This is a genomic window from Citrobacter sp. Cpo142 (assembly GCF_030332425.1).
Classification (GTDB): domain Bacteria; phylum Pseudomonadota; class Gammaproteobacteria; order Enterobacterales; family Enterobacteriaceae; genus Citrobacter; species Citrobacter portucalensis.
In genome coordinates this window covers 55,255-79,140 of record NZ_JAOWHW010000136.1, presented here as the reverse complement: position 1 = coordinate 79,140, position 23,886 = coordinate 55,255, and the positions used below count along the sequence as shown (strand labels likewise).

The window sequence follows — 23,886 nt, the reverse complement described above, 5'->3', positions numbered from 1 at the left end:
GGTAAAAACCTTGAAGCAGCATCCGCGCAAGAACAAAACGGCCATCAACATCGAATACATGAAAGCCAGCATCCGTGCCAAGGTGGAGCACCCGTTTCGCATCATCAAGCGGCAGTTCGGCTTCGTGAAAGCCAGATACAAGGGGCTGCTGAAAAACGATAACCAACTGGCGATGTTATTCACCCTGGCCAACCTGTTTCGGGTGGACCAAATGATACGTCAGTGGGAGAGATCTCAGTAAAAACCGGAAATAACGCCAGAAATGGTGGAAAAAATAGCCTAAATAGGCTGATTCGATGTGTTTGCGGGAAAAAAATCGGCCCAGATCCGCGAAATTTTAATCAGCGAGTCAGCTTGGGAAGAAATGACCTGCTTATTCGCACCTTCCCTATTAGCAGATGAGTCTGCGGTATTGGGGCAGGCGGTAACAAATGTAATTCTTGCAGGTGATAATGTTAATAATAAAAACATCATTTTAAGCCTGATTGGTTCTCTGGAGTCAACAGTTGACGTTGTTCAGGCCGATATTATCAGAAAGACCCTGGAAATAGTGTTACGCTACACAGCTGACGATGTCTAAAAAGTCTTCATATTAATATAATATGTACAGCACCTTTGTTATATGCTGAAAGCACTCATGCTGAGCATTTTTTGATTAAGACTATACATAGCACCTTCTCTAGAACAATTGTGATTTTTCATTGAGGCCATAATGATGAACATCGTTCAGGAATACACTGGAAACGCAGAGTTATGGATTGATGATATTTTTATCAGGCAAGGGTTAAAGAATATTCTTGCAGATATCGTTTTTGAAGATGATAAGGCGCGACTGGTGTTCTTTACCGCGAATCACTTTAACGCGGTAAAAAGACAAAATTACGATCTGAGTACGCATCGTCTGGTACTGCTGATTGATGGTCATCTGTACAGATATCTCAATGATTTATCACTTTACAGACTGCCAATAGATGTTAGCGTTGCCACATTCAAACAATTTATTATTGATATTACTCGTTCTGGCGGTATACACGACAATCAGTCGGAACTAAATATTTCTCTAACTGCGCGAGATAAATATATTTTAACGCAGTTAGGGGAGGGGCGAACTATTGTTGAGATATCCGCCTTGTTAAATCTACATTTAAAAACGATTTACCAGGCCAGGCAGAATCTGATCAAGAAGCTTGGTTGTTCTGGGCTGATTGATTTTCAGGGAATACTGCGAGCGAAAATATTCCGTAACTGGCTGGAACATGCCTGAGTAAATCGACAGTTCGTACTTACTGTTGGGGGATACGACAGGGCCAATGGCCCTGTCCGGTATATTTTAAACTTCGCTACTCTGTCACCAGTTCATTTCCCATCTTCTGCTGATGATGCTTTTTGCTCAACGAGAAGTAGCCAAATATTAGCGTTATTACCACAATGCTGGCCATAATCAGGAAGATTTCCTGATAGCCCACTTTATCAAACAACTTACCGACAGGCAGTGACAGCACGATGATTCCGATGGAACTGGCGATATTGAAGCCAATAAGGTATATCGTTGATGACAGGCGTTTATCAAAATTCGCTACGCTGAATTTAAACACTGAAATAACAAACAGTGGGACTTCCAGCGCATGGAGCATTTTAATCAAGGAGATAATATAGATATCGGTGAACAGTGCTGAACCCAGGATTCGACAGGTCATGATTGTGCCGCCCAGCAGCAATGCGGATTTAGGCCCGATGCGGTTAATCAGGAATGGAACCAGCGCCATACCGACGGCTTCCATAAAGACCTGTACCGAGTTGAGGTAGCCGTATACGCGTGGTGCCAGTTCGGGATCGTCAAATAAGCTGGCGTAAAACACCGGGAACATCTGCTGATCGTAGATGCTATAGAACGACCAGGTACCGACGACAAAGATGACGAAAAACCAGAACTGCGTATCTTTAAAGATAGTGAGAAAATCATTTCGGGTCAGCGCGTCGGGTTCAGGAGAGCACGTTTTTACAGAAGATGGGGCGGGTGAGTTGGTTTTGAACAACACGTTAATCAACAGGAATAATACCCCCATTACCGATACGCACCAGAAGTTAATGTGTGGGTTGATGCTGAAGAAGATACCGCCAACAAATGTCCCTGCGGCGTAGCCAAGCGATCCCCACAAGCGGGCGGTACCGAATTCAAAGTTGAATTTGCGGCTCACTTTTTCGACGAAGCTTTCTACCAGACCACAACCCGCGAGGTAGCCAAGGCCAAAGAAAATGGCTCCCAGCGCCATACCAAGCTTGAAGTTGGAGGTCAGCAGCGGTTCGTAAACATAAATCAGGAACGGGCCGCTGAGCGTGATGACTATCCCCATCAGCCAGATAAGGTGTTTGCGGGTGCCGAGCTTATCCTGCAGAAAACCGTAGACCAGCATAAACAGCATGCTAAAGAACTGGTTTACGGCATACAGCATTCCCAGCTCCGTTCCGGACAGGCCAAGTTTATTTTTTAGCCATATCGCATAAAAAGACCACCACAACGACCAGGCGGCAAAGAAAAAAAGCAGGTACCCGGATGAGTACCGATATTTGTCATTACTGAACGGCATATTTATCTTCATGATTTTTCCAATCCAGATCAGGTCATTGTAAGGTCTTTCTGATACGACGTAACGAGTGCGCTTTATTACGGGGTAATCGTTCTCCGTAGCGATGGTTGTGACTGAATAAAGCCGCTCAGGTGTTGGCTGTCGGGAAACGCGCTTAGCGCGCCACGCCGGGTGGTCGCCAGAGCACCACAAGCGCTGGCCTGCTCGATAAGTGGAAGTAGCGTTGACGTCGATGTGGGCCAGCCTTCCTCGGCGAGTGCCGCCAGCAGCCCGGCCATAAAGGCATCACCGGCGCCAGTGGTATCGATACTTTCGACGTTATAGCCGCTTAAAGTTAGCCTGCTGTTTTGCCAGAAAGCGATAGCGCCGTCGGCACCGCGGGTGACGATTTTCAGGCGTGCAGGAAAATCAACCAGACGTTCGCAGGCGCTACTGAGACAGTTGGTCTGTGTTAGCCACAGCAGCTCTTCTTCTGACATCTTCAGAATGTCGCTCCGCCGGGCAAACTCGTTGACAAGGTCAAACATCTGCATCTCGTTGCTCCACATCTGCGGACGCAGATTGATGTCAAAGCTCAGAGTACCGCCGGTCTGTCGCAATGCGGCCATTGCCTGGGCGAGGGTGGCGCGGCAGTCAGGGGCAACCAGCGCCAGCGAGCAGAAGTGCAGAATATCGGCACCAAAGTCGGGCAGACTCGCCGGGCTGAGAAATTGATCGGCAGACGGATTGACCAAAAACTCAAACTGCCGCTCGCCGTTAGGAGCCAGTGAAACCAGTACGGTACTGGTGTGCTGATGTGCATCAAACTCCAGACTTCCTGTATCCACCTGCGCTGTTTCCAGCGTCTGATGCAGAAAGCGACCAAAAGTGTCATTGCCCACACGGCCAATAAAACCGCTGGCGCGGCCAAGGCGAGCGACGCCGATTGCCACATTGAAGGGAGCGCCTCCCGCACAGGCTTCAAACTGCATATTGTCGCGCGGCAATAAATCCACCACGGCGTCTCCGAGCGTCCAGATAGTCATTATTTTTCCCCAAAGCAGTAAGACGGGTGTTTATTTGGCGCTGAGCGGCCAGGCCTGCCCTTGATTAAAAATGGCGTGTCCGTTCTGGCTGAATAAGGTCAGCTGGCGATCGTCCGGTTCAGGATAAATACGACTGCTAAGGGTATATTCACCGTGATTGACAAATACCTCTACCGAGGAGCTGTCGATAAATAAGCGCAGATCCAGCCGGTCACCAACTGGCAGCGGCACGCTGCGATAACCAGAGAGACCATGCTGCGGGTAGCGACGATCCAGCACCAGACGCTGTGCCTGGCTATCGACGTAGATGCGCATCCCGTCACCCAGCGCGATACCATATTCTTCAGCACTGCTGCGGGTAATATCGAGGCTAAGTTCGACTTCAATAGCGTGCGCCTGCTCCTCTACCATCAGGGTGCGATTGTGCAGTTCGCTGACCGGCCAGACATGAAGCTCACCGCGTAATGATTCCAGCTCTTTCACCGGGTTCATACGCAGCCGTTGCTCCGCGTCGAGCGTCACTTCGCGGGGGAGGGTAAGCATGCCCGCCCAGCCGTCGGCCTGCTCTGGCATTGGCGATTCCCACATCGACAGCCAGCCAATCACAATGCGGCGCCCATCCGGGGTGGTAAATGACTGGGGGGCGTAAAAATCATGCCCGTGATCCATCTCCTGGAAGGCGCGGGTGACGTGAAAATGGAGCTTATCCTGCCATTCGCCGACCAAATAGCCGCTCTGGAACAGGTTACGGTAATCGTATCCGTCTGCGGCGATCCCCTGCGGCGAGAACATGAAGACGAGCTTATCGTTGAGTGGGAAGAGGTCCGGGCACTCCCACATGTAGCCCATGCCGTCATCGGCCCTGCCGAGCGTGCTGGCAAACTGCCAGTGCTGTAGATCCTGCGAGCGATAGAGCTGCACTTCGCCCACGTCATCGACCCGGGCGCCCACCACCATGTACCAGCTGTCTCCCTCTTGCCAGACTTTCGGATCGCGAAAATGGTGTACGCCTCGCGGGGTATCCAGAATCATGCCCTGGCGTTCAAAGTGAATCCCGTCGGTGCTGGTGGCCAGGCACTGTACCTGATACAGGTTTTCCTCTTTCGCCTCGCCGTCAAACTTATGTCCGGTGTAGATCAGAGCCAGCTTATTGCCTTCAACCACCGCTGAACCGGAAAAACAGCCGTCTTTATCTTCCGGCCCTTCTGGTGCCAGTGCGATGGGCAAGTGCTCCCAGTTCACCATATCGCGGCTGCGCGCATGGCCCCAGTGCATTGGTCCCCAGACCGGCTGCCACGGATAGTGCTGATAGAACGCATGGTAGTAACCATCGAACCAGGACAGACCGTTGGGATCATTCATCCAACCCGCCGGTGGCGCCAGGTGATAGCGTGGATACCAGCGCGGGTTTACAAGGTCTTTCTGCTGGCTTAAGGCTTCGTTGGCTTTGGAAAGTAGTGACGTCATTTGCTTGTCCCTGTAAGTGAATTGATCAAAAGATAACGTTAACATTCTCGGTTTTCTCGCAGATTTGATGGTAATATCGATGTTAATCACAAAAGTTAACGTTAACATTTTGCGGGCGTTATCGAGATCGCATTTTCAGACCCCGGCAAAGTGAACATCGGCGAAGGAGAGGGTATGGCATCTTTAAAGGATGTGGCGCAGCGGGCTAACGTCTCGTTAATGACCGTATCGCGGGCGATTAACGAGCCCGAACGACTACGGCCTGAAACCTATAAAAAGGTGATGGAAGCGGTAGATGCGCTGGGGTATGTCTCCGATCTCTCCGCTAAAAAAATTCGTGGTGCGAAAACCACGGCTAACACGATTGGGGTGCTGGCGCTGGACACCATGACTACGCCATTTTCTGTGGAGATAACGCTCTCTATCGAAGAGACCGCGCGGGCGCACGGTTGGAATAGCTTTGTGGTGAATATGTTCAGCAATGACAAGCCAGAGAAAATGGTTGATCTGCTGTTGGCGCATCGCCCGGACGGTATTATCTACACCGCGATGGGGCTGCGTCAGGTACCGGTACCGGAAAAGCTGCATAAGTATCGCTGCGTGCTGGCGAACTGTGAAAGCACAAGCGGCCCTTTTCCCACCTATATTCCCGATGATGAACAAGGGCAATATCTTGGCGTGAAAGCGCTGTTGGCCGCAGGCTATCGTCGATTGCTGTGCATCCACCTGCCGAAAGGGATTGTGGCGACCGATCGCCGTCGGGCGGGAATGGAGAGGGCCTGTCGTGAAGCGGGCGTCGACCCTGATGCAATGTTCCACCACTATCTTCCGCCGGGCGAGCGCCACCATATTGATGCGGCGGAGATTGCCGGGCATTACCTGAGCGGCGCGCGCCCGATGTTCGATGCGGTGGTGTGCGGTAACGACCGCGTGGCTTTTGTTATCTACCAGTTCTTGCTGGGGCGAGGGCTGCGCATTCCGCAGGACGTCGCCGTGCTGGGCTATGACAATATGGTGGGCACCGGCGAGCTATTTTTGCCGCCGCTATCAACGATACAGTTGCCGCACTATGAAATTGGCCGTCTCAGTGCACTGCATCTTATCCAGGGGCTCGATCACCGGGATACCGTGCGGGTAGACAGCCCCTGGCTTCCTCGCGCCTCAATATGAGTACGTTCACGTGGTTACTGCTGCTTTGCCAAAATAGCTCAGCCTTTTTGGCCATCGTGTTTGGTGCCAACTTTCAGATACGCAGCAGCGGGATCCTCTGAGATGCTATGAAATGAAAAATCCACGCAATTGCGTGGATTTTATAGAGTTTTACCGTTGTCATGAGATTCAGTGAAACCTCATGAGACAACAAAACTTATTTAAACGTTGAACAGGAAGTTCATCACGTCGCCATCTTTAACGATGTAGTCTTTACCTTCTGCACGCATCTTGCCAGCTTCTTTCGCGCCTTGTTCACCTTTATAGGTGATGAAATCTTCAAACGCGATGGTTTGCGCGCGGATAAAGCCTTTCTCGAAGTCGGTGTGGATTTTACCCGCCGCCTGTGGAGCCGTTGCGCCGACAGGGATGGTCCATGCGCGGACTTCTTTCACGCCAGCGGTGAAGTAGGTCTGCAGGTTCAGCAATTCGTAACCTGCGCGGATCACGCGGTTCAGGCCCGGCTCTTCCAGACCCATTTCAGCCATGAATTCTTCACGGTCAGCATCATCGAGTTCAGCGATGTCAGCTTCAACGGCAGCGCAAACGGCAACCACAACAGAACCTTCGGCAGCCGCGATTTCGCGCACTTTATCTAGGTATGGGTTGTTTTCAAAACCGTCTTCGTTGACGTTGGCGATGTACATTGTTGGCTTCAGCGTCAGGAAGCTCAGGTATTTGATGGCCGCTTTGTCTTCGTCAGTCAGCGTTTTCAGCGCGCGCAGCATGCCAGCGTTTTCCAGCTGTGGCAGGCATTTTTCCAGCGCAGCCAGCTCTGCTTTAGCGTCTTTGTCGCCGCCTTTGGCCTTCTTCTGCACGCGATGGATAGCGCGCTCACAGGTATCGAGGTCGGACAACGCCAGCTCGGTATTGATAACTTCAATGTCGTCAGCCGGATCCACTTTGTTATTAACGTGGATGATGTTGTCGTTTTCAAAGCAACGCACCACGTGGCCGATAGCTTCGGTTTCACGGATGTTGGTCAGGAATTGGTTACCCAGACCTTCACCTTTGGACGCACCTTTTACCAGGCCGGCGATGTCGACGAATTCCATCGTTGTTGGCAGGATACGCTGCGGTTTGACGATTTCGGCCAGCTGATCCAGACGCGGATCGGGCATCGGGACAACACCGGTGTTCGGCTCGATAGTACAGAACGGGAAGTTTGCCGCTTCAATACCCGCTTTTGTGAGCGCGTTGAACAGGGTGGATTTGCCTACGTTTGGCAAACCGACGATACCGCATTTGAATCCCATGTTTAAATCACCTTAATCTTTTGATATTCAACCTGTTATGGAAAACAGATTGTAGAAATGTAAATAACTTTGCCTATTATACACAGCACGCGAGAAAAATGCCGCACATCGCTGCTTATTGCGCTTTAAAGGTGTGTAACCGGCTCGTCGCTTTGGTCAGGCCGTCTTTGAACAAAATCTTGGTACAACGTGCCGCTTCGTCAATTGCTTCATCAATTAACTTCTGTTCTGAAACAGGCGGTTTGCCTAAAACAAATCCGACAACTTTGTTTTTATCGCCCGGATGGCCAATTCCAACGCGTAAACGATGAAAGTTGGGGTTATTACCTAACTTACTAATGATGTCTTTCAGGCCATTATGTCCGCCATGACCGCCGCCAAGCTTAAATTTGGCCACGCCAGGGGGCAGGTCTAACTCATCGTGTGCGACCAAAATTTCATCGGGGTTAATACGATAAAAACTGGCCATCGCACCGACAGCCTTGCCGCTCAGATTCATAAATGTGGTTGGCACCAGCAGACGGACGTCCTCACCTTCAAGCGTAACTCTGGAGGTGTAGCCGAAGAATTTCGGCTCATCGCGCAGGGGAGCGCGTAATCTTTCTGCCAGCAGATCGACATACCATGCGCCTGCATTGTGTCGCGTTGCCGCATACTCTGCGCCGGGGTTCGCCAGGCCAACAATCAATTTAATCGCCACGTGTTTTGTCCTGAGTGTTTCGATAAACGACGTGTAGTTTACTGTCTGACGCTGCTGTTGACAAAAAACTGCGTGCTTATCGCAAAAAGCTGAATAATTGCAGAAATGGACTATTAGAAAATGAGTGTGTTCAGTGGCTTATTTGTAAAGTTTTGTTGCGTGAGTGTTTGTAATTGTGATCGCTCCCGCACTTGCGAACGGCAGTGTTGTCTATACTTTACACATAAGGATTAGGGGTATTCCCTGTAACAACCCAAAGTTCCGGAGGTGACACATGAAACGCAAAAACGCTTCGTTACTCGGTAACGTGCTCATGGCTTTAGGGTTGGTGGTGATGGTGGGTGGTGTTGGTTACTCTATTTTAAACCAACTGCCGCAATTTAATCTGCCACAGTTTTTCGCACATGGTGCCGTGCTCAGTATTTTTGTTGGTGGTGTCCTTTGGTTGGCGGGTGCCAGAGTGGGGGGGCACGAACAAATCAGCGATCGTTACTGGTGGGTGCGCCATTATGACAAACGCTGCCGTCGCGGTGATACCAATCATCGGCATAACTAAATAGCTCTCCCAACTCGGAGTGCGGTTGTTTGAACACAAAGTCCTGGTTTAAAAACCAGGGCTCTGCTTGTTCGTCAGTACTGGATTAAACGACTTCTACCTTTGGTGGCATACTACAAAGAAACGTTATTCGAATAACCGATAATGTAACGCTTTGATCGCGCTGTCTGCATTGTCAGCCGGTAACAGGATGCTCAGGTTGTCGTTTGACGCCCCATGGCAAATCATTCGTACCGTATGCTCTTCAAGCCAGGCAAAAACGTCTTTGCAAACTCCCGCAACCTGTGTGAGTTGATTCCCCACCAAAGTGACCAACGCCAGTCCGGTTTCCACTTCCACACGACAGTGGGAGGACAAGGCGGTAAACAATGCGGTGGTCAGCACATGGTCTTCACCTGAGGTTGCATGAGTGGCGTCCAGCGCCAGCGCAATACTATTCTCTGAGGTTGTAACCAAATCCACCGCGACCGCATGGCGAGCTAAAATGGCGAAGGACTGCGCCAGGAAAGAACAGGAAGGTTGCTTCTCCAGACTGTGTAACCGCAACAGCGTCTGTTTACGACGAACTGCGAGCGCACGATAGCGAGGTGGATTATCGGTGGTGTTGTGCACCAGCGTACCTCCGGCGGCAGTATCCTTACTTGAGCCAACAAAGACCGGAATGCTTTTACGCATTGCCGGGAGCAGTGTCGCCGGGTGGAGGACCTTCGCACCGTAGGCGGCCATATCGCTGGCCTCGGAAAATGAGATATGGTCGATTCGTTTGGCCCGCGGCGCAATGCGTGGGTCGGTGGTGTAGATCCCTGCGACGTCGGTCCAGATGTCAACGCGTGCGGCGTGAAGTGCCTCACCGAGAAGTGTTGCCGTGTAATCACTACCGCCGCGTCCAAGCGTTGTGGTGTGTCCTGCGGCATCACGCCCGATAAATCCCTGAGTCACCATAATCGCTTGCTCAAGACGAGGACGCAGGTGAGTCTCCACCTGGTGGTGCAGTGTGCCAAGCTCGGGTTCGGCACAGCCGAAGTTCGAGTTAGTACGCATCACACTACGGGCGTCAAACCACTCAGCCTCGGCATGCCGTTCACGTAAGACTTCAGTAAAAAGTAGCGAGGACATCAGCTCGCCATGGCTGACTAATTCATCGCTTAACGCATCAGACGGCGAAACCATCGCCGTTTGTGCAAGACGACGTATGTTGTTGAGAAGATTATCGATTTCCGTGCTGATAACGGACGGCTGCTTCAGGCGGGAAATAATGTTGTATTGAATGGCGCGTAAAGTCTCAATCTTATCTAATTGTTGATGTGTTTCCAGACCTTCAGAAAGCTCAACCAGTAAGTTTGTCACGCCTGCTGAAGCAGACAAAACGACTAAACGGACATCTTGATCAGCAAGGACAATGCTGGCGCTTCGATTCATCGCATCAAAATCAGCGACGCTGGTGCCGCCAAATTTGGCAACGACGGATGGTGGATAAATGCGAGTCATAACAATCTCATATCAGGGCGCCATAAAAGTATGGCTAGAAAATTTTCATTCTCGGCATAAGGGAACGAAGTTCGCCTTACGAAATGTCCGCCCGCGAACATTTCTGCTGACAACCCAGGGAATACCTGTTGTCGATAACGCGTGTCGCCTGTACGCGTTATCGGGTGCTGCGCATTAATTTTATCTACATAGCCTGCAAATAAGCGCGCCATACTAAGTGATTTATATTTAGGGATCGACTTTTTTATTCGATTTATCGTCAAATAAGTGAAAAATCATGTCATCACAAGATATCGCGAGCATCATTAATGGTAAAAACGTGTAAAAAAATAATAAAAACACGAAAATCTCATGATTTTTATTAGATTGTCTGCGTTGCAATTAGCTACAACATTGTTAATTAAATAGATATATTTCTTTAGGATTTAGTAATGGCAAATAGTTGTTACGCTTTGAATTTAAAGGGGAAAGTTGTTATTTTTAATGCCGAAAAATAAATGATTGAGTCCTAAGCTAAAACAACATATATTAGCCGCGCTTTTTTACAGGTAATCCTTATAACCATTTATTCAATCAGGTGTTAATCTACACCTGGTTGTAGGAGTGATATGATGACGGATAAAGTCCGTATTGATACTTTAAGTGCTAATTCATTACCACAGAGCAATGATACCTTTTTAGCAAGACAGGCTGAGTTTGAATCTAATGTCCGCAGCTATCCACGTAAACTGCCATTAGCGATCGCTAAAGCGCAGGGCGTCTGGATTACTGATGTAGAAAATAATCAATATCTTGATTGCCTGGCAGGTGCCGGAACCCTGGCGCTTGGTCATAACCATCCTGAAGTGCTGCAGAGCATTCAAAGTGTCATCACAAGCGGCTTACCGTTACATACGCTTGACCTTACCACGCCGTTAAAAGATGAATTCTCATCATATTTACTTTCTTTATTACCGGGTCAGGGCAAAGAATATTGCCTGCAGTTTACCGGTCCCTCCGGCGCAGATGCTGTTGAAGCGGCGCTGAAGCTGGCGAAGAAAGTCACCGGCCGTTCCAGCATCATCAGTTTCTCCGGCGGCTACCACGGGATGACCCACGGCGCGCTGTCCGTGACCGGCAACCTGTCGCCGAAAGAAGCGGTCAGCAACATGATGGCGGAAGTGCAGTTTATGCCGTATCCGCATCAGTACCGTTGCCCGCTGGGTATCGGCGGCGACGCTGGCGTCAAAGCATTAACCTACTACTTCGAAAACCTGATCAACGACGTTGAAAGCGGCGTGCGTAAACCGGCTGCCGTGATCCTCGAAGCGGTGCAGGGTGAAGGTGGCGTGAACCCGGCTCCGGTCGAGTGGCTGCAGCGCATTCGTAAAGTGACGCAGGAGCACGGCATTCTGCTGATCATCGATGAAGTTCAGGCGGGCTTTGCACGTACCGGTAAACTGTTCGCCTTCGAACACGCCGGTATTGAGCCAGATATCATTGTGATGTCCAAAGCGGTTGGCGGCGGTCTGCCACTGGCGGTGCTGGGCATTAAAAAGCAGTTCGATGCGTGGGCTCCGGGCCACCACACTGGTACTTTCCGCGGCAACCAGTTGGCGATGGCGACCGGTCTGACAACGCTGAAGATCCTCAAAGACGACAAGATTGCCGATAAAGTTGCTGCCCAGGGCGAGTGGCTGAAAGGCAAACTGGCTGACCTGCAGAAACGCTACCCGGTTATTGGCCAGGTGCGCGGTCTGGGTCTGATGATCGGTCTGGAAATCGTGAAGCCGAACGAAGCGCAGGATCACATGGGCTGCTACCCGGCCGATGGCGAGCTGTCCGCGTTGCTGCAGAAAAAATGCTTCGAAAATGGGCTGATTCTGGAGCGTGGTGGCCGCAACGGTTGCGTGCTGCGCCTGCTGCCGTCACTGCTGATCACCAACGCTGAGCTGGAAATCTTCCTCGATAAATTCGAAAACGCCCTGCTGGGCGCTGGCGTGAAGCCGGTTTAAACGGAGTTGGATCGAATGTCAGACGTAAACCCGATTCTGTCCGGCTCGGCGCAAAGCATTGCAGCTTATCAGGACGCTATCGAGCAGAGTACGCAAGCGGTCGTTGAATGGTTGAAGCAGCCTGAGATGTATAAGGGTAAAACCGTTGAGCAACTGCGTGAACGTATCAACCTGAATTTTACGTCTCAGGGCCTGGGCAACCAGGCCGCTATTGAGCGTGCGGTTGAATACTTTCTCAAAGACAGCTTGTTGGTTCACCATGCGCAGTGCGTGGCGCATCTGCACTGCCCGAGCCTGGTAATAAGCCAGGCGGCGGAAGTGCTGATCAACGCCACCAACCAGAGTATGGACTCCTGGGACCAGAGCCCGTCGGCCACCATCATAGAGATCAAGCTGATCGAGTGGTTGCGTGAGCAGGTTGGATACCCGGCAGGCGATGCGGGCGTATTCACCAGCGGCGGTACACAGAGTAACCTGATGGGCCTGATGCTGGCGCGTGATGCTTTCTTCGCTCGGCAGGGGCACTCCATTCAGCAGGAGGGTCTGACCGGTGATCTGAGTAAAATCAAAGTGTTCTGCTCTGAAAGCGCGCACTTCTCTGTGCAGAAGAACATGGCGCTGATGGGGCTGGGCTACCGTTCCGTCACCCAGGTGAAGACCGATGCGTTTTCACGCATGGATCTGACTGACCTGAAAGACAAGCTGGCCCAGGCGAAAGCCAACGGTGAGCAGGTGATGGCAATCGTCGCCACTGCCGGTACTACCGATGCGGGCGCAATCGATCCGTTAGCAGATATTGCAGCGCTGGCGGCAGAACATCAGATCTGGATGCACGTGGATGCAGCATGGGGCGGGGCGTTACTGCTTTCTGAGAAGTACCGTGACTTCCTGAACGGCCTTGAGCTGGCCGATTCCGTGACGCTGGATTTCCACAAGCAGTTCTTCCAGACCATCAGCTGCGGTGCGTTCCTGTTAAAAGATGCGCGCCACTACGAGCTGATGCGTTACCAGGCGGCGTATCTGAACTCTGATTTCGATGAAGAGGCTGGCGTACCAAACCTGGTATCGAAGTCGCTGCAGACCACGCGTCGTTTCGATGCGCTGAAGCTGTGGATGGGCCTCGAAGCGCTGGGCAAAAAGCAGTATGCCGAGATCATTGATAACGGTGTGACGCTGGCGCGTGATGTTGCTGAGTTTGTCAAAACCCAGCCGCATCTTGAACTGGTGATGGAACCACAGCTGGCAAGCGTGCTGTTCCGCTTCCGCCCGCAAAGTGACGACGTGGCATTTGTCGCGCTGCTGAACCAGCGTATTGGCGACGTTCTGCTGGCTTCTGGTAGCGCCAACGTCGGCGTGACCGAAGCCGATGGTGTCACCTGCCTGAAGCTAACGCTGCTCAATCCGACGGTATGTCTGGAGGATGTCAAAGTCCTGCTGGCAAGCGTGAAGGCAACGGCTGAGCAACTGCTGAACGCGTAAGCAATAAGCTTATTATAAAAAATGGCTCCCACGTACGGGAGCCATTTTTTTGTCTGTCATTTGTAATCCGGTGGCGTTTCGCCTGGCCGGGCTACACGTTAGCGGATATCTGCTAGCGCAGCATCTTTATTCGGGAAGAACGTCAGACGCCCGGCAATCGGCTGAATACCCGCGCGCGCCATGGTACGTAGCGGCTGGAATTCCAGATTACTGATGCGTAATTCACAACCTTCCGGCAGACGTTTTACAAAGCGCTGGAAAGCGTCCAGACCACCGGCATCCAGTACCGGGACCGCGTCCCACTTCAAGACTACGATGCGTTTACCTTCAATACGCGACTCGAGATCGGTAAATAATCCTTCCGCCGCGGCAAAGAACAGCGGACCAATAACGCGCAGCACCAGCACATCGTCCGGTACGTCTACGTTGACCGGCGCCAGACGCGTCATGCGCGCAATACGACGCATAAACAGCAGAGAAGCGAGAACGATACCGACGCTGATGGCAATAACCATGTCGAACAGCACCGTCAGCGACATACACATCAGCATGACAATGATGTCGTCTTTCGGCGCATGACGCAGCAAATCCACCACTTTATGCGCTTCACTCATGTTCCATGCCACCATCAGCAGTAGGGCGGCCATGGCGGAAAGCGGTAACCAGGAAAGCAGCGGTGCAAGTACCAGCAGGGCGAGGATCACCAGAATCGCGTGGATAACCGCAGAGATTGGCGAGGTCGCCCCAGCGCGGACGTTTGCCGCAGAGCGGGCAATTGCTGCTGTGGCGGTGATGCCGCCAAAGAACGGTGCCACGATGTTACCCAGCCCCTGGCCAATCAACTCGCTGTTAGCTTTATGCTTGGTGCCGGTCATCCCATCGAGTACGACGGCGCACAGCAGAGATTCAATTGCCCCCAGCATCGCCATCGAGAAGGCTGCCGGTAACAGCGCCTGTAACGAGCTCCAGCTCAGGGTAAAGTTTGATTCCGGCATATTCCACGGCAGGACCAACTGCGGCAGCAGTTGTGGGATACCGTTACCCTGTGAGCCGTCAGCCAGAATGTAGTGGAACTGCGAACCAATGGTGGCGACATGGCCGCCGGTCAGGTTCACGATACCCATTACCGCACAGCCAGCCAGCAGCGCGGGAAGGTGGCCCGGCAGTCGGATCCCCAGGCGCGGCCAGAAAATCAAGATCCCTAGCGTCACTACGCCAATGGCGGCATCACCGAAGTTAATGGTTGGCAAGGCCATAAACAGCGCGCCAACCTTCTGCAGATAGTGCTCCGGGACATGGGCCATCTGCAGGCCAAGAAAATCTTTAATCTGCATGGTACCGATGGTGATACCAATACCCGATGTAAAACCTAACGTTACCGACACGGGGATATATTCGATCAGGCGGCCAAAACGAGCGAGGCCGAAAAGGATCAGGAATATCCCGGACATCAGCGTGGCAACCAGCAGGCCTGCCAGCCCAAACTGTTGCGACACCGGATACAGAATGACCACGAAGGCGGCGGTCGGGCCAGATACGCTAAAGCGTGAACCGCCGGTAAGGGCGATAACAATCCCAGCGACGGCTGAGGTATACAGGCCGTACTGTGGCGCAACGCCACTGCCTATTGCCAGGGCCATCGCCAGCGGAATGGCAATGATCCCAACGGTTATCCCGGCGATCAGGTCACGGGTAAAGCGAGAGGCAGTATATTTTTCTTTCCAACAAGCGTCGATGAGGGCGCGGAAAGGCATCACATGTGAGGAAAATAATCTGTTCACAATAATGTTTCATCCATGAGCGCATCATCTGTCAACTAAATGGCAGGTGAAGGAGGCATAAGTCATACAAATAAGTATTGCAGATAAAAAAACCCGCCGCAGCGGGTTTTTGAGCCGGGCTCGATTAATGCTCGAACATAGCAGAGATGGATTCTTCGTTGCTGATACGACGAATCGCTTCGGCCAGCATACCCGACAGGGTCAATGTACGCACGTTTGGCAGTGCTTTGATTTCGTCAGTCAGTGGAATAGTGTCACAGACAACGACTTCATCAATCACTGAGTTGCGCAGGTTGTTTGCCGCATTACCTGAGAAGATCGGGTGAGTAGCGTAAGCAAATACGCGTTTAGCACCACGTTCTTTCAGTGCTTCTGCTGCTTTGCACAGCGTACCGCCGGTATCGATCATGTCATCAACCAGAACACAGTCACGACCTGCAACGTCACCAATAATGTGCATCACCTGAGAAACGTTCGCACGCGGGCGACGTTTGTCGATGATAGCCATGTCGGTATCGTTCAGCAGTTTAGCGATAGCGCGGGCACGCACGACGCCACCGATATCCGGAGAAACCACAATCGGGTTGTCCAGGTTCAGCTGCAGCATGTCTTCTAACAGGATCGGGCTACCGAATACGTTATCAACCGGTACGTCAAAGAAGCCCTGGATCTGTTCAGCATGCAGGTCAACGGTGAGGACGCGGTCAACGCCAACGCTGGACAGGAAATCAGCGACGACTTTAGCGGTAATCGGTACACGAGCGGAACGTACGCGACGATCCTGACGTGCATAGCCGAAGTAAGGAATAACGGCGGTGATACGGCCTGCGGAAGCACGGCGCAGCGCATCAACCATAACGACCAATTCCATCAGGTTGTCGTTAGTAGGGGCACAAGTGGACTGGATGATGAAAATATCACCACCGCGTACATTTTCATTAATTTGTACGCTGACTTCGCCGTCGCTAAAGCGACCTACAGCGGCGTCGCCGAGTGAAGTGTACAGGCGGTTGGCAATACGTTGTGCTAGTTCCGGGGTGGCGTTACCAGCAAAAAGCTTCATATCAGGCACGAGAAGAACCTCAGGCATGCGTCCATTGGTGGAAAGAATCTGCCGAAAACTGTGCGGGCCAGGCAGTATCCTCTCCATGCGGTGTATTAAAGAGCGCGATGCAACGTCTGGAACAGGGTGACGTTGTCACCGCAACTCAGCTTGCCCGGCTTACTCTTTATCTTTCGCGTTTCATTTGCGCTGGCATCAATTCCTCACACCAGTTACATACTGAAGTTGTATGCACCTGGCGATTCGTCGTTTCGCCATTTTCCTGAAACCCGAAGGATTTAGAGTAACGCTCTGTGCAATGGGGAGAGGTTGACGCCTTTCGCCACAAAGCCTTTGAGCCATTCCGGGGCTTGCTCAAGCACCTGGCGAGCACGAGACTCAGTGTCAAATTCAGCAAAGACACAAGCCCCTGTACCAGTCAGGCGCGACGGCGCGTATTCTAACAGCCAGGAAAGCGCCGCATCAACCTCGCGAAAACGTTTTCTTGCGATAACCTCGCAATCATTGCCGAATTCACATTTTAGTAACGTTTTTATTGACCTTTTTGGCGTGTTGCGCGGGAGGTCGGGATCGTTAAAAATCACCGGTGTCGGAATACTGACTCCCGGATGTGCAACCAGATACCACTTTTCCTCAGGCTCGACCGGCGTCAGAATTTCGCCAACACCTTCGGCAAAGGCCGCATGGCCGCGCACGAATACGGGAACATCCGCCCCCAGCGTTAAGCCGAGTGCCGCCAGTTCATCAACCGAAAGTCCGCACAGCCAGAGATGATTCAGCGCCACCAGAACGGTTGCCGCATTAGACGAACCTCCGCCAAGACCGCCGCCCATCGGCAGGCGTTTGTCGATACTGATGTCCGCACCACTCCCTTTGGGAAGGCGATTGCTTTCAGATGCCGCTTTCATCAGCGAACGTGCCGCACGGACGATCAGATTGTCTTCATGCGCAACGCCTTCCACTGGGGTTAACAGGTGAATTTCGCCGTCGCTACGCGGTGTAATATCTATCGTGTCGCCATAATCAAGAAACTGAAATAAGGTCTGCAGCGTGTGGTAACCGTCCGCACGCTGTCCGGTGATGTATAAAAACAAATTCAGTTTTGCCGGAGAGGGCCAATGGGTCATCATTTCACAATCCAGTTATCCATTTTCAGCTTAATACGCTGGGAACCGTCGGACAGCTCCATGTTTGCTGGCATCGCAGGCTGGGTTTTGCTGTCGTAGGCGCTATAGACCACTTTCCAGTTTTTACCGTCTTTGCTGTAGTTCACTTCACTCAGACGATATTGGTCGTCGAGCTTATAATCGGTGGCGTCACCTGGCAGACCAAGGATCCATTGGCGCAAGCTGTTTAATGGGATAGGCATGCCGGTCAGTTTGCCAATCATCTCTTCAGCGTCGTCGGCGGTGTAATGCTTGCCTTTGTTATCGACCAGTTCGACGTTGCCAGGCTGCGCATTAAGTTCCAGTTCCGTGCTGCCCAGTGGGTTGGTCAGCAGGAGACGATAGCGATCCTGACCGGTTTGCTGCCAGAAAAAGCGGGCATACACTTTCTGTTGATCGGAAATATAGGCAAACGCACCACGCGTCTGATACTGGTTCAGGGCGCGAACTTCCTGTTGGTGCTGGCGCCACTGCGGAGAATCGGGGCTTTTACCGGGACCTTTAGGCGCGTTGAGCGTACAGGCAGTAAGAACCAGGGCCGCCAGCGGCAGCAGGCGAATCAGGCGAAAATCAGGCAGGGTCATAATGATGACAAATCCTTGAGATACGTTGCAGTTATAACTCTTAATGCTAGCGCCGCCATCAGACATCGTCTACGTTCAAGTTATCTTAAATCGCTTAAATTTGTGCACTAAGCTATTACTCCAAAAGGGGTCAGTCTCTTTTATTGACCGCACGCATCCTGTATGATGCACCCAGTCTAACCTTATCAACGCTGGTACTATTCCCGCACACATGACCCTTTTAGCGCTTGGTATTAACCATAAAACGGCACCTGTATCGCTGCGAGAACGCGTAACGTTTTCGCCGGATACGCTCGATCAGGCGCTGGACAGCCTGCTCGCGCAGCCAATGGTGCAGGGCGGGGTAGTGCTGTCGACGTGTAACCGCACGGAGCTGTATCTCAGCGTTGAAGAGCAGGATAACCTGCAAGAAGCGCTGGTTCGCTGGCTGTGTGAATACCATAACCTCAATGAAGAAGATCTGCGCAACAGCTTGTACTGGCACCAGGACAACGACGCAGTCAGTCATTTGATGCGTGTTGCCAGCGGTCTGGATTCACTGGTGCTCGGTGAACCGCAAATTCTGGGGCAGGTGAAAAAAGCGTTTGCGGATTCGCAAAAAGGTCACCTGAACGCCAGTGCGCTGGAACGCATGTTCCAGAAATCATTCTCTGTCGCAAAACGTGTACGTACAGAAACTGACATCGGCGCCAGCGCCGTGTCGGTGGCGTTTGCCGCCTGTACCCTGGCGCGGCAGATATTTGAATCGCTCTCCACGGTAACCGTGCTGTTAGTCGGTGCGGGCGAAACCATTGAGCTGGTAGCGCGACATCTGCGCGAGCACAAAGTCAAGAAGATGATCATCGCCAACCGCACTCGCGAGCGTGCGCAGGTGCTGGCGGATGAAGTCGGCGCCGAGGTGATTTCACTGAGTGATATAGACGCGCGTTTACAGGATGCCGATATCATTATCAGTTCTACCGCCAGTCCGCTGCCGATTATCGGCAAAGGAATGGTGGAACGTGCGCTTAAAAACCGCCGCAATCAGCCTATGTTGCTGGTGGATATCGCCGTACCGCGCGATGTCGAGCCGGAAGTGGGTAAATTGTCTAACGCCTATCTGTACAGCGTTGATGACCTGCAAAGCATTATTTCGCATAACCTGGCCCAGCGCAAAGCGGCGGCGGTGGAAGCCGAAACGATAGTGGAGCAGGAAGCCAGCGAGTTTATGGCCTGGCTACGCGCCCAGGGCGCAAGCGACACTATCCGCGAGTATCGCAGTCAGTCAGAACAGATCCGTGATGAACTGACCGCCAAAGCGTTGGCCGCTCTTCAACAGGGCGGTGATGCGCAAGCCATTATGCAGGATCTGGCCTGGAAACTGACCAATCGCCTGATTCATGCACCAACCAAATCACTTCAACAGGCCGCCCGTGACGGGGATAGTGAACGCCTGAATATTCTGCGCGACAGCCTCGGGCTGGAGTAGCAGCACACCAATCTTATTTTTTACAGGGTGCATTTACGCCTATGAAGCCTTCTATCGTTGCCAAACTGGAAGCCCTGCATGAACGCCATGAAGAAGTTCAGGCGCTGCTCGGTGATGCGGGGACTATCGCAGACCAGGATCGCTTTCGTGCGCTGTCGCGCGAATATGCGCAATTAAGCGATGTATCTCGCTGTTTTACGGACTGGCAACAGGTTCAGGAAGATATCGAGACGGCTCAGATGATGCTCGACGATCCTGAAATGCGTGAAATGGCGCAGGATGAACTGCGCGAAGCAAAAGAGAAATGTGAGCAGCTGGAACAGCATCTGCAGGTCCTGCTATTACCTAAAGATCCCGATGACGAACGTAACGCCTTCCTCGAAGTGCGCGCGGGAACCGGTGGTGATGAAGCGGCGCTGTTTGCCGGCGATCTGTTCCGCATGTACAGCCGCTACGCTGAATCGCGTCGCTGGCGGGTTGAGATCATGAGCGCCAGCGAAGGCGAGCATGGCGGGTTTAAAGAAGTCATTGCCAAGATTAGCGGCGAAGGCGTTTACGGGCGACTGAAGTTTGAGTCTGGCGGCCATCGCGTGCAGCGCGTACCTGCGACGGAATCGCAGGGGCGTATTCATACCTCTGCCTGTACGGTCGCGGTTATGCCGGAACTGCCGGATGCCGAACTGCCGGACATCAACCCGGCCGATCTGCGTATTGACACCTTCCGTTCATCAGGCGCGGGCGGTCAGCACGTTAACACCACCGACTCCGCAATCCGTATTACCCACTTACCGACCGGTATCGTAGTGGAATGCCAGGACGAACGTTCACAGCATAAAAACAAAGCCAAAGCGATGTCGGTGCTGGGGGCGCGTATTCGTGCCGCCGAAGTGGCAAGACGTCAACAGGCGGAAGCCTCTGAACGTCGTAACCTGTTGGGAAGTGGCGATCGCAGCGATCGTAACCGTACCTATAACTTCCCGCAGGGTCGTGTGACCGATCACCGCATTAACCTGACGCTCTACCGTCTGGATGAAGCGATGGAAGGCAAACTGGATATGCTCATTGAGCCGATTGTCCAGGAATACCAGGCCGACCAACTGGCGGCGTTGTCCGAGCAGGATTAATGGATTATCAGCACTGGCTGCGTGAAGCAATTAGCCAATTACAGGCAAGCGAAAGCCCGCGCCGTGACGCCGAGATTTTACTCGAGTTTGTTACTGGCAAAGGGCGCACCTTTATTCTGGCTTTCGGCGAAACGGAGTTAACCGAGGCGCAGCGTCAACAGCTTGATACGTTACTGGAGCGGCGTCAGCGGGGAGAGCCGGTGGCGCACTTAACCGGCGTGCGTGAGTTCTGGTCGCTGCCGCTATTTGTGTCTCCAGCCACGCTTATTCCGCGTCCGGATACCGAGTGTCTGGTGGAGCAGGCGCTGGCTCGCCTGCCGGCCTCAGCGTGTCGTATTCTTGATTTAGGAACCGGCACGGGTGCCATTGCACTGGCGCTGGCAACCGAGCGTCCGGATTGTGCAGTGACTGCTGTAGACCGCATGCCTGATGCCGTGGCACTGGCCATTCGCAACAAGCAGCAACTGGGCATCGACAATGTTTGCGTGCTGCAAAGCAACTGGTTCAGCGCATTGCAGGGACAGCAGTTTGACATGATTGTCAGCAATCCGCCGTATATCGACGAGCAGGATCCGCACCTGGCACAAGGCGACGTTCGCTTTGAACCGCTGTCGGCACTGGTGGCGAGCGATCAGGGGCTGGCGGATATCGTGCATATCATTGACCAGTCTCAGCGCGTATTAACGCCCGGCGGCTATCTGTTGTTGGAACATGGTTGGCAACAGGGCGAGGCCGTCCGTGACGCTTTTACTCGTGCAGGTTACCTGGCGGTTGAAACCTGTCGTGACTATGGCGGCAACGAGCGAATTACGCTTGGACGCATCCCATCATGAGTACCTTCGGTGTGTTACTCAACGTCCATCTCATCAGCATTGCGCTTTCGGTTGGTTTGCTGACGCTGCGATTTTGGTGGCGTTACACCGACTCGCGCCTTGCCTGCGCGCGCTGGACGCGCATCGTGCCGCCGGTTGTCGATACCGTTTTATTACTCAGCGGCGTAGCGTTAATGGTTAAAGCGCACGTCCTGCCATTCACTGAGCACGGGACATGGCTGACTGAAAAGCTGTTTGGGGTTATCATTTACATCGTTTTGGGTTTTATTGCGCTCGATTATCGTCGGGCGCGCAGTCAGCAGGCGCGATTAATCGCTTTTCCGCTGGCGCTGGTGGTGCTGTACATCATCATTAAACTCGCCACCACAAAAATACCGTTACTGGGGTAAGCATGAGGTCGTTAGCTGATTTCGAATTTAATAAAGCGCCATTGTGTGATGGGATGATCCTGGCGTCGGAGTCTATCCGTCTGGATTTTCCAACACAAACTGTCTATGACGAACTGGAACGTCTGGTCAGTCTGGCGCAAGAAGAAATTAGCCAGCTCCTGTCTCAGGATGAGCAACTGGAAAAACTGCTGGCACTTTTTTACGGCGAATGGGGGTTTACGGATACCCACGGCATCTATCGTCTTTCTGATGCACTATGGCTTGATCAGGTACTGAAAAATCGTCAGGGCAGTGCCGTATCCCTGGGCGCGATCTTATTGTGGATTGCCAACCGACTGGAACTGCCGCTGGTGCCGGTGATTTTCCCGACACAACTCATCCTGCGTATTGAATCGCTCGATGGCGAAATGTGGCTAATCAATCCGTTCAATGGCGAAACGTTAAATGAGCACACGCTGGAAGTGTGGCTGAAGGGGAATATCAGCCCGGTCGCGGAGCTGTTTAACGAAGACCTGGATGAGGCGGATAATGCAGAAGTAATTCGTAAGCTGCTCGATACGCTGAAATCATCGCTGATGGAAGAGCGGCAAATGGAGCTGGCGCTGCGTGCCAGCGAAGCACTATTACAGTTTAATCCTGAAGATCCGTATGAAATACGCGATCGTGGATTAATTTACGCGCAACTGGAGTGTGAACATGTTGCGCTGACCGATTTAAGTTATTTCGTTGAACAGTGTCCGGAAGACCCGATCAGCGAAATGATTCGTGCGCAGATTAATACTATTTCGCACAAGCAAATTGTATTGCATTGATTAATGACACTTTACCTACCGTTTAAGGCGATCCTATGAAACAAAAAGTGGTTAGCATTGGCGACATCAACGTGGCAAATGACCTGCCGTTCGTGCTGTTTGGCGGAATGAACGTGCTGGAATCCCGCGATCTGGCGATGCGCATTTGTGAGCACTACGTAACCGTTACTCAAAAGCTGGGTATCCCTTACGTGTTCAAAGCCTCCTTTGATAAAGCCAACCGTTCTTCCATCCACTCTTACCGTGGACCGGGCCTTGAAGAAGGGATGAAAATCTTCCAGGAACTGAAGCAGACTTTTGGCGTAAAAGTGATCACCGACGTTCACGAAGCCAGCCAGGCTCAGCCTGTTGCTGACGTGGTGGATGTGATTCAGCTGCCGGCATTCCTTGCTCGTCAGACCGATCTGGTGGAAGCGATGGCCAAAACCGGTGCCGTTATCAACGTGAAGAAACCGCAGTTCGTAAGCCCGGGCCAGATGGGCAATATCGTGGATAAATTCCATGAAGGTGGTAACGATAAGGTTATTCTGTGCGACCGTGGTGCGAACTTTGGTTATGACAACCTGGTTGTGGACATGCTGGGCTTCAGTGTGATGAAGAAAGTCTCCGGCAACTCACCGGTGATTTTTGACGTTACCCATGCGCTGCAATGCCGTGACCCGTTTGGCGCAGCAAGCGGCGGTCGTCGTGCGCAGGTTACCGAACTGGCGCGTGCCGGTATGGCGGTAGGTCTGGCAGGTCTGTTTATTGAAGCGCATCCGGATCCAGCCAATGCGAAATGCGATGGCCCATCCGCGCTGCCACTGGCGAAACTGGAACAGTTCCTGACCCAGATTAAAGCGATTGATGACCTGGTGAAAAGCTTCGACGAGCTGGATACCGAGAACTAAGAAAGTGTTGCAGT

The 23,886-nt window shown here is 52.3% G+C and carries 23 protein-coding genes; 13 read left to right on the top strand and 10 right to left on the bottom strand.

Annotated elements, in window-relative coordinates; all coding sequences use genetic code 11:
* From OGY18_RS19760 to OGY18_RS19750, 3 genes are all read left to right on the top strand, one after another.
* Positions 1-241, top strand: a 241-nt coding sequence (locus OGY18_RS19760) for an IS5/IS1182 family transposase (RefSeq protein ID WP_032174470.1), incomplete at its 5' end; no start/stop codon positions are given.
* Between the two features lie 123 nt (positions 242-364).
* Complete coding sequence (locus OGY18_RS19755) at positions 365-580, top strand: biofilm/acid-resistance regulator YmgB/AriR (protein ID WP_353622749.1); 216 nt, start codon at positions 365-367, stop codon at positions 578-580.
* Between the two features lie 132 nt (positions 581-712).
* The gene (locus OGY18_RS19750) at positions 713-1,264 is read left to right on the top strand and encodes a LuxR C-terminal-related transcriptional regulator (protein WP_003833493.1); all 552 of its coding nucleotides are present in this window, start codon (positions 713-715) and stop codon (positions 1,262-1,264) included.
* A 76-nt stretch (positions 1,265-1,340) separates the two neighbouring features.
* Here OGY18_RS19750 and OGY18_RS19745 read toward each other — a convergent pair whose 3' ends face one another.
* The 3 genes from OGY18_RS19745 to OGY18_RS19735 all read right to left on the bottom strand — a co-directional run bounded on the left by OGY18_RS19745 (position 1,341) and on the right by OGY18_RS19735 (position 5,080).
* Positions 1,341-2,600: an MFS transporter gene (locus tag OGY18_RS19745; protein WP_149281046.1), complete on the bottom strand. Its 1,260-nt coding sequence runs from the start codon at positions 2,598-2,600 to the stop codon at positions 1,341-1,343.
* Between the two features lie 65 nt (positions 2,601-2,665).
* Positions 2,666-3,613, bottom strand: a complete 948-nt coding sequence (locus OGY18_RS19740) for a PfkB family carbohydrate kinase (RefSeq protein ID WP_279275864.1) — start codon at positions 3,611-3,613, stop codon at positions 2,666-2,668.
* A 30-nt stretch (positions 3,614-3,643) separates the two neighbouring features.
* The gene (locus OGY18_RS19735; protein WP_279275866.1) at positions 3,644-5,080 is read right to left on the bottom strand and encodes a glycoside hydrolase family 32 protein; all 1,437 of its coding nucleotides are present in this window, start codon (positions 5,078-5,080) and stop codon (positions 3,644-3,646) included.
* Between the two features lie 174 nt (positions 5,081-5,254).
* Here OGY18_RS19735 and OGY18_RS19730 point away from each other — a divergent pair, with 174 nt between their 5' ends.
* Positions 5,255-6,250 carry a LacI family DNA-binding transcriptional regulator gene (locus OGY18_RS19730; protein ID WP_286554124.1) on the top strand — a complete coding sequence of 332 codons (996 nt, stop codon included), beginning with the start codon at positions 5,255-5,257 and terminating at the stop codon, positions 6,248-6,250.
* A gap of 200 nt (positions 6,251-6,450) precedes the next feature.
* Here OGY18_RS19730 and ychF read toward each other — a convergent pair whose 3' ends face one another.
* Positions 6,451-7,545 carry a redox-regulated ATPase YchF gene (ychF, locus tag OGY18_RS19725; RefSeq protein ID WP_016153303.1) on the bottom strand — a complete coding sequence of 365 codons (1,095 nt, stop codon included), beginning with the start codon at positions 7,543-7,545 and terminating at the stop codon, positions 6,451-6,453.
* Between the two features lie 115 nt (positions 7,546-7,660).
* On the bottom strand, positions 7,661-8,245 hold the full coding sequence (pth, locus tag OGY18_RS19720) for an aminoacyl-tRNA hydrolase (protein ID WP_286554122.1): 585 nt from the start codon (positions 8,243-8,245) through the stop codon (positions 7,661-7,663).
* A gap of 274 nt (positions 8,246-8,519) precedes the next feature.
* Between pth and ychH the strand changes: the two genes are divergently transcribed.
* Positions 8,520-8,801, top strand: coding sequence for a stress-induced protein YchH (ychH, locus tag OGY18_RS19715; protein ID WP_003833480.1), 282 nt, complete (start codon positions 8,520-8,522; stop codon positions 8,799-8,801).
* A 126-nt stretch (positions 8,802-8,927) separates the two neighbouring features.
* Here ychH and lysC read toward each other — a convergent pair whose 3' ends face one another.
* On the bottom strand, positions 8,928-10,289 hold the full coding sequence (gene lysC / locus OGY18_RS19710; protein WP_286554119.1) for a lysine-sensitive aspartokinase 3: 1,362 nt from the start codon (positions 10,287-10,289) through the stop codon (positions 8,928-8,930).
* A gap of 608 nt (positions 10,290-10,897) precedes the next feature.
* Between lysC and OGY18_RS19705 the strand changes: the two genes are divergently transcribed.
* Together OGY18_RS19705 and OGY18_RS19700 are read left to right on the top strand one after the other, a co-directional pair.
* Positions 10,898-12,283, top strand: a complete 1,386-nt coding sequence (locus tag OGY18_RS19705; protein WP_008784983.1) for a diaminobutyrate--2-oxoglutarate transaminase — start codon at positions 10,898-10,900, stop codon at positions 12,281-12,283.
* 15 nt (positions 12,284-12,298) lie between these two features.
* Positions 12,299-13,762 (top strand): pyridoxal phosphate-dependent decarboxylase family protein, encoded by a 1,464-nt coding sequence (locus tag OGY18_RS19700; protein ID WP_407599728.1) that lies wholly within the window; start codon positions 12,299-12,301, stop codon positions 13,760-13,762.
* A gap of 98 nt (positions 13,763-13,860) precedes the next feature.
* Here OGY18_RS19700 and dauA read toward each other — a convergent pair whose 3' ends face one another.
* The 4 genes from dauA to lolB all read right to left on the bottom strand — a co-directional run bounded on the left by dauA (position 13,861) and on the right by lolB (position 18,356).
* Positions 13,861-15,543, bottom strand: a complete 1,683-nt coding sequence (gene dauA / locus OGY18_RS19695; RefSeq protein ID WP_071692414.1) for a C4-dicarboxylic acid transporter DauA — start codon at positions 15,541-15,543, stop codon at positions 13,861-13,863.
* 124 nt (positions 15,544-15,667) lie between these two features.
* Positions 15,668-16,615: a ribose-phosphate diphosphokinase gene (gene prs, locus OGY18_RS19690; protein WP_001518537.1), complete on the bottom strand. Its 948-nt coding sequence runs from the start codon at positions 16,613-16,615 to the stop codon at positions 15,668-15,670.
* A 269-nt stretch (positions 16,616-16,884) separates the two neighbouring features.
* Positions 16,885-17,736 (bottom strand): 4-(cytidine 5'-diphospho)-2-C-methyl-D-erythritol kinase, encoded by an 852-nt coding sequence (gene ispE, locus OGY18_RS19685; RefSeq protein WP_286554116.1) that lies wholly within the window; start codon positions 17,734-17,736, stop codon positions 16,885-16,887.
* Entirely contained in the window at positions 17,733-18,356 is a 624-nt protein-coding gene (lolB, locus tag OGY18_RS19680) for a lipoprotein insertase outer membrane protein LolB (protein WP_003833422.1), read from the bottom strand. Before lolB ends, ispE begins: the two co-directional genes overlap by 4 nt.
* Before the next feature lie 211 nt (positions 18,357-18,567).
* Between lolB and hemA the strand changes: the two genes are divergently transcribed.
* The 6 genes from hemA to kdsA are packed head-to-tail and all read left to right on the top strand — an operon-like array spanning position 18,568 to position 23,872.
* Complete coding sequence (gene hemA, locus OGY18_RS19675) at positions 18,568-19,824, top strand: glutamyl-tRNA reductase (RefSeq protein WP_003833420.1); 1,257 nt, start codon at positions 18,568-18,570, stop codon at positions 19,822-19,824.
* Positions 19,825-19,865: 41 nt separating this feature from the next.
* Entirely contained in the window at positions 19,866-20,948 is a 1,083-nt protein-coding gene (prfA, locus tag OGY18_RS19670) for a peptide chain release factor 1 (RefSeq protein ID WP_003020786.1), read from the top strand.
* Positions 20,948-21,781: a peptide chain release factor N(5)-glutamine methyltransferase gene (gene prmC, locus OGY18_RS19665; protein ID WP_003833416.1), complete on the top strand. Its 834-nt coding sequence runs from the start codon at positions 20,948-20,950 to the stop codon at positions 21,779-21,781. The genes prfA and prmC overlap by 1 nt, the downstream gene beginning before the upstream one ends.
* Positions 21,778-22,170 (top strand): invasion regulator SirB2, encoded by a 393-nt coding sequence (sirB2, locus tag OGY18_RS19660; protein WP_003833414.1) that lies wholly within the window; start codon positions 21,778-21,780, stop codon positions 22,168-22,170. The genes prmC and sirB2 overlap by 4 nt, the downstream gene beginning before the upstream one ends.
* 2 nt (positions 22,171-22,172) lie before the next feature.
* Positions 22,173-22,982, top strand: coding sequence for an invasion regulator SirB1 (gene sirB1, locus OGY18_RS19655; RefSeq protein WP_286554113.1), 810 nt, complete (start codon positions 22,173-22,175; stop codon positions 22,980-22,982).
* A 35-nt stretch (positions 22,983-23,017) separates the two neighbouring features.
* On the top strand, positions 23,018-23,872 hold the full coding sequence (gene kdsA / locus OGY18_RS19650; RefSeq protein ID WP_003020772.1) for a 3-deoxy-8-phosphooctulonate synthase: 855 nt from the start codon (positions 23,018-23,020) through the stop codon (positions 23,870-23,872).
* Positions 23,873-23,886 lie beyond the last annotated feature (14 nt).

Coding starts and splice junctions, on each gene's coding strand:
- OGY18_RS19755 (WP_353622749.1), top strand. CDS start 365: ATGACCTGCTTATTCGCACCTTCCCTATTAGCAGATGAGTCTGCGGTA.
- OGY18_RS19750 (WP_003833493.1), top strand. CDS start 713: ATGATGAACATCGTTCAGGAATACACTGGAAACGCAGAGTTATGGATT.
- OGY18_RS19745 (WP_149281046.1), bottom strand. CDS start 2,600: ATGAAGATAAATATGCCGTTCAGTAATGACAAATATCGGTACTCATCC.
- OGY18_RS19740 (WP_279275864.1), bottom strand. CDS start 3,613: ATGACTATCTGGACGCTCGGAGACGCCGTGGTGGATTTATTGCCGCGC.
- OGY18_RS19735 (WP_279275866.1), bottom strand. CDS start 5,080: ATGACGTCACTACTTTCCAAAGCCAACGAAGCCTTAAGCCAGCAGAAA.
- OGY18_RS19730 (WP_286554124.1), top strand. CDS start 5,255: ATGGCATCTTTAAAGGATGTGGCGCAGCGGGCTAACGTCTCGTTAATG.
- ychF (WP_016153303.1), bottom strand. CDS start 7,545: ATGGGATTCAAATGCGGTATCGTCGGTTTGCCAAACGTAGGCAAATCC.
- ychH (WP_003833480.1), top strand. CDS start 8,520: ATGAAACGCAAAAACGCTTCGTTACTCGGTAACGTGCTCATGGCTTTA.
- lysC (WP_286554119.1), bottom strand. CDS start 10,289: ATGACTCGCATTTATCCACCATCCGTCGTTGCCAAATTTGGCGGCACC.
- OGY18_RS19705 (WP_008784983.1), top strand. CDS start 10,898: ATGATGACGGATAAAGTCCGTATTGATACTTTAAGTGCTAATTCATTA.
- OGY18_RS19700 (WP_407599728.1), top strand. CDS start 12,299: ATGTCAGACGTAAACCCGATTCTGTCCGGCTCGGCGCAAAGCATTGCA.
- ispE (WP_286554116.1), bottom strand. CDS start 17,736: ATGATGACCCATTGGCCCTCTCCGGCAAAACTGAATTTGTTTTTATAC.
- lolB (WP_003833422.1), bottom strand. CDS start 18,356: ATGACCCTGCCTGATTTTCGCCTGATTCGCCTGCTGCCGCTGGCGGCC.
- hemA (WP_003833420.1), top strand. CDS start 18,568: ATGACCCTTTTAGCGCTTGGTATTAACCATAAAACGGCACCTGTATCG.
- prfA (WP_003020786.1), top strand. CDS start 19,866: ATGAAGCCTTCTATCGTTGCCAAACTGGAAGCCCTGCATGAACGCCAT.
- prmC (WP_003833416.1), top strand. CDS start 20,948: ATGGATTATCAGCACTGGCTGCGTGAAGCAATTAGCCAATTACAGGCA.
- sirB2 (WP_003833414.1), top strand. CDS start 21,778: ATGAGTACCTTCGGTGTGTTACTCAACGTCCATCTCATCAGCATTGCG.
- sirB1 (WP_286554113.1), top strand. CDS start 22,173: ATGAGGTCGTTAGCTGATTTCGAATTTAATAAAGCGCCATTGTGTGAT.
- kdsA (WP_003020772.1), top strand. CDS start 23,018: ATGAAACAAAAAGTGGTTAGCATTGGCGACATCAACGTGGCAAATGAC.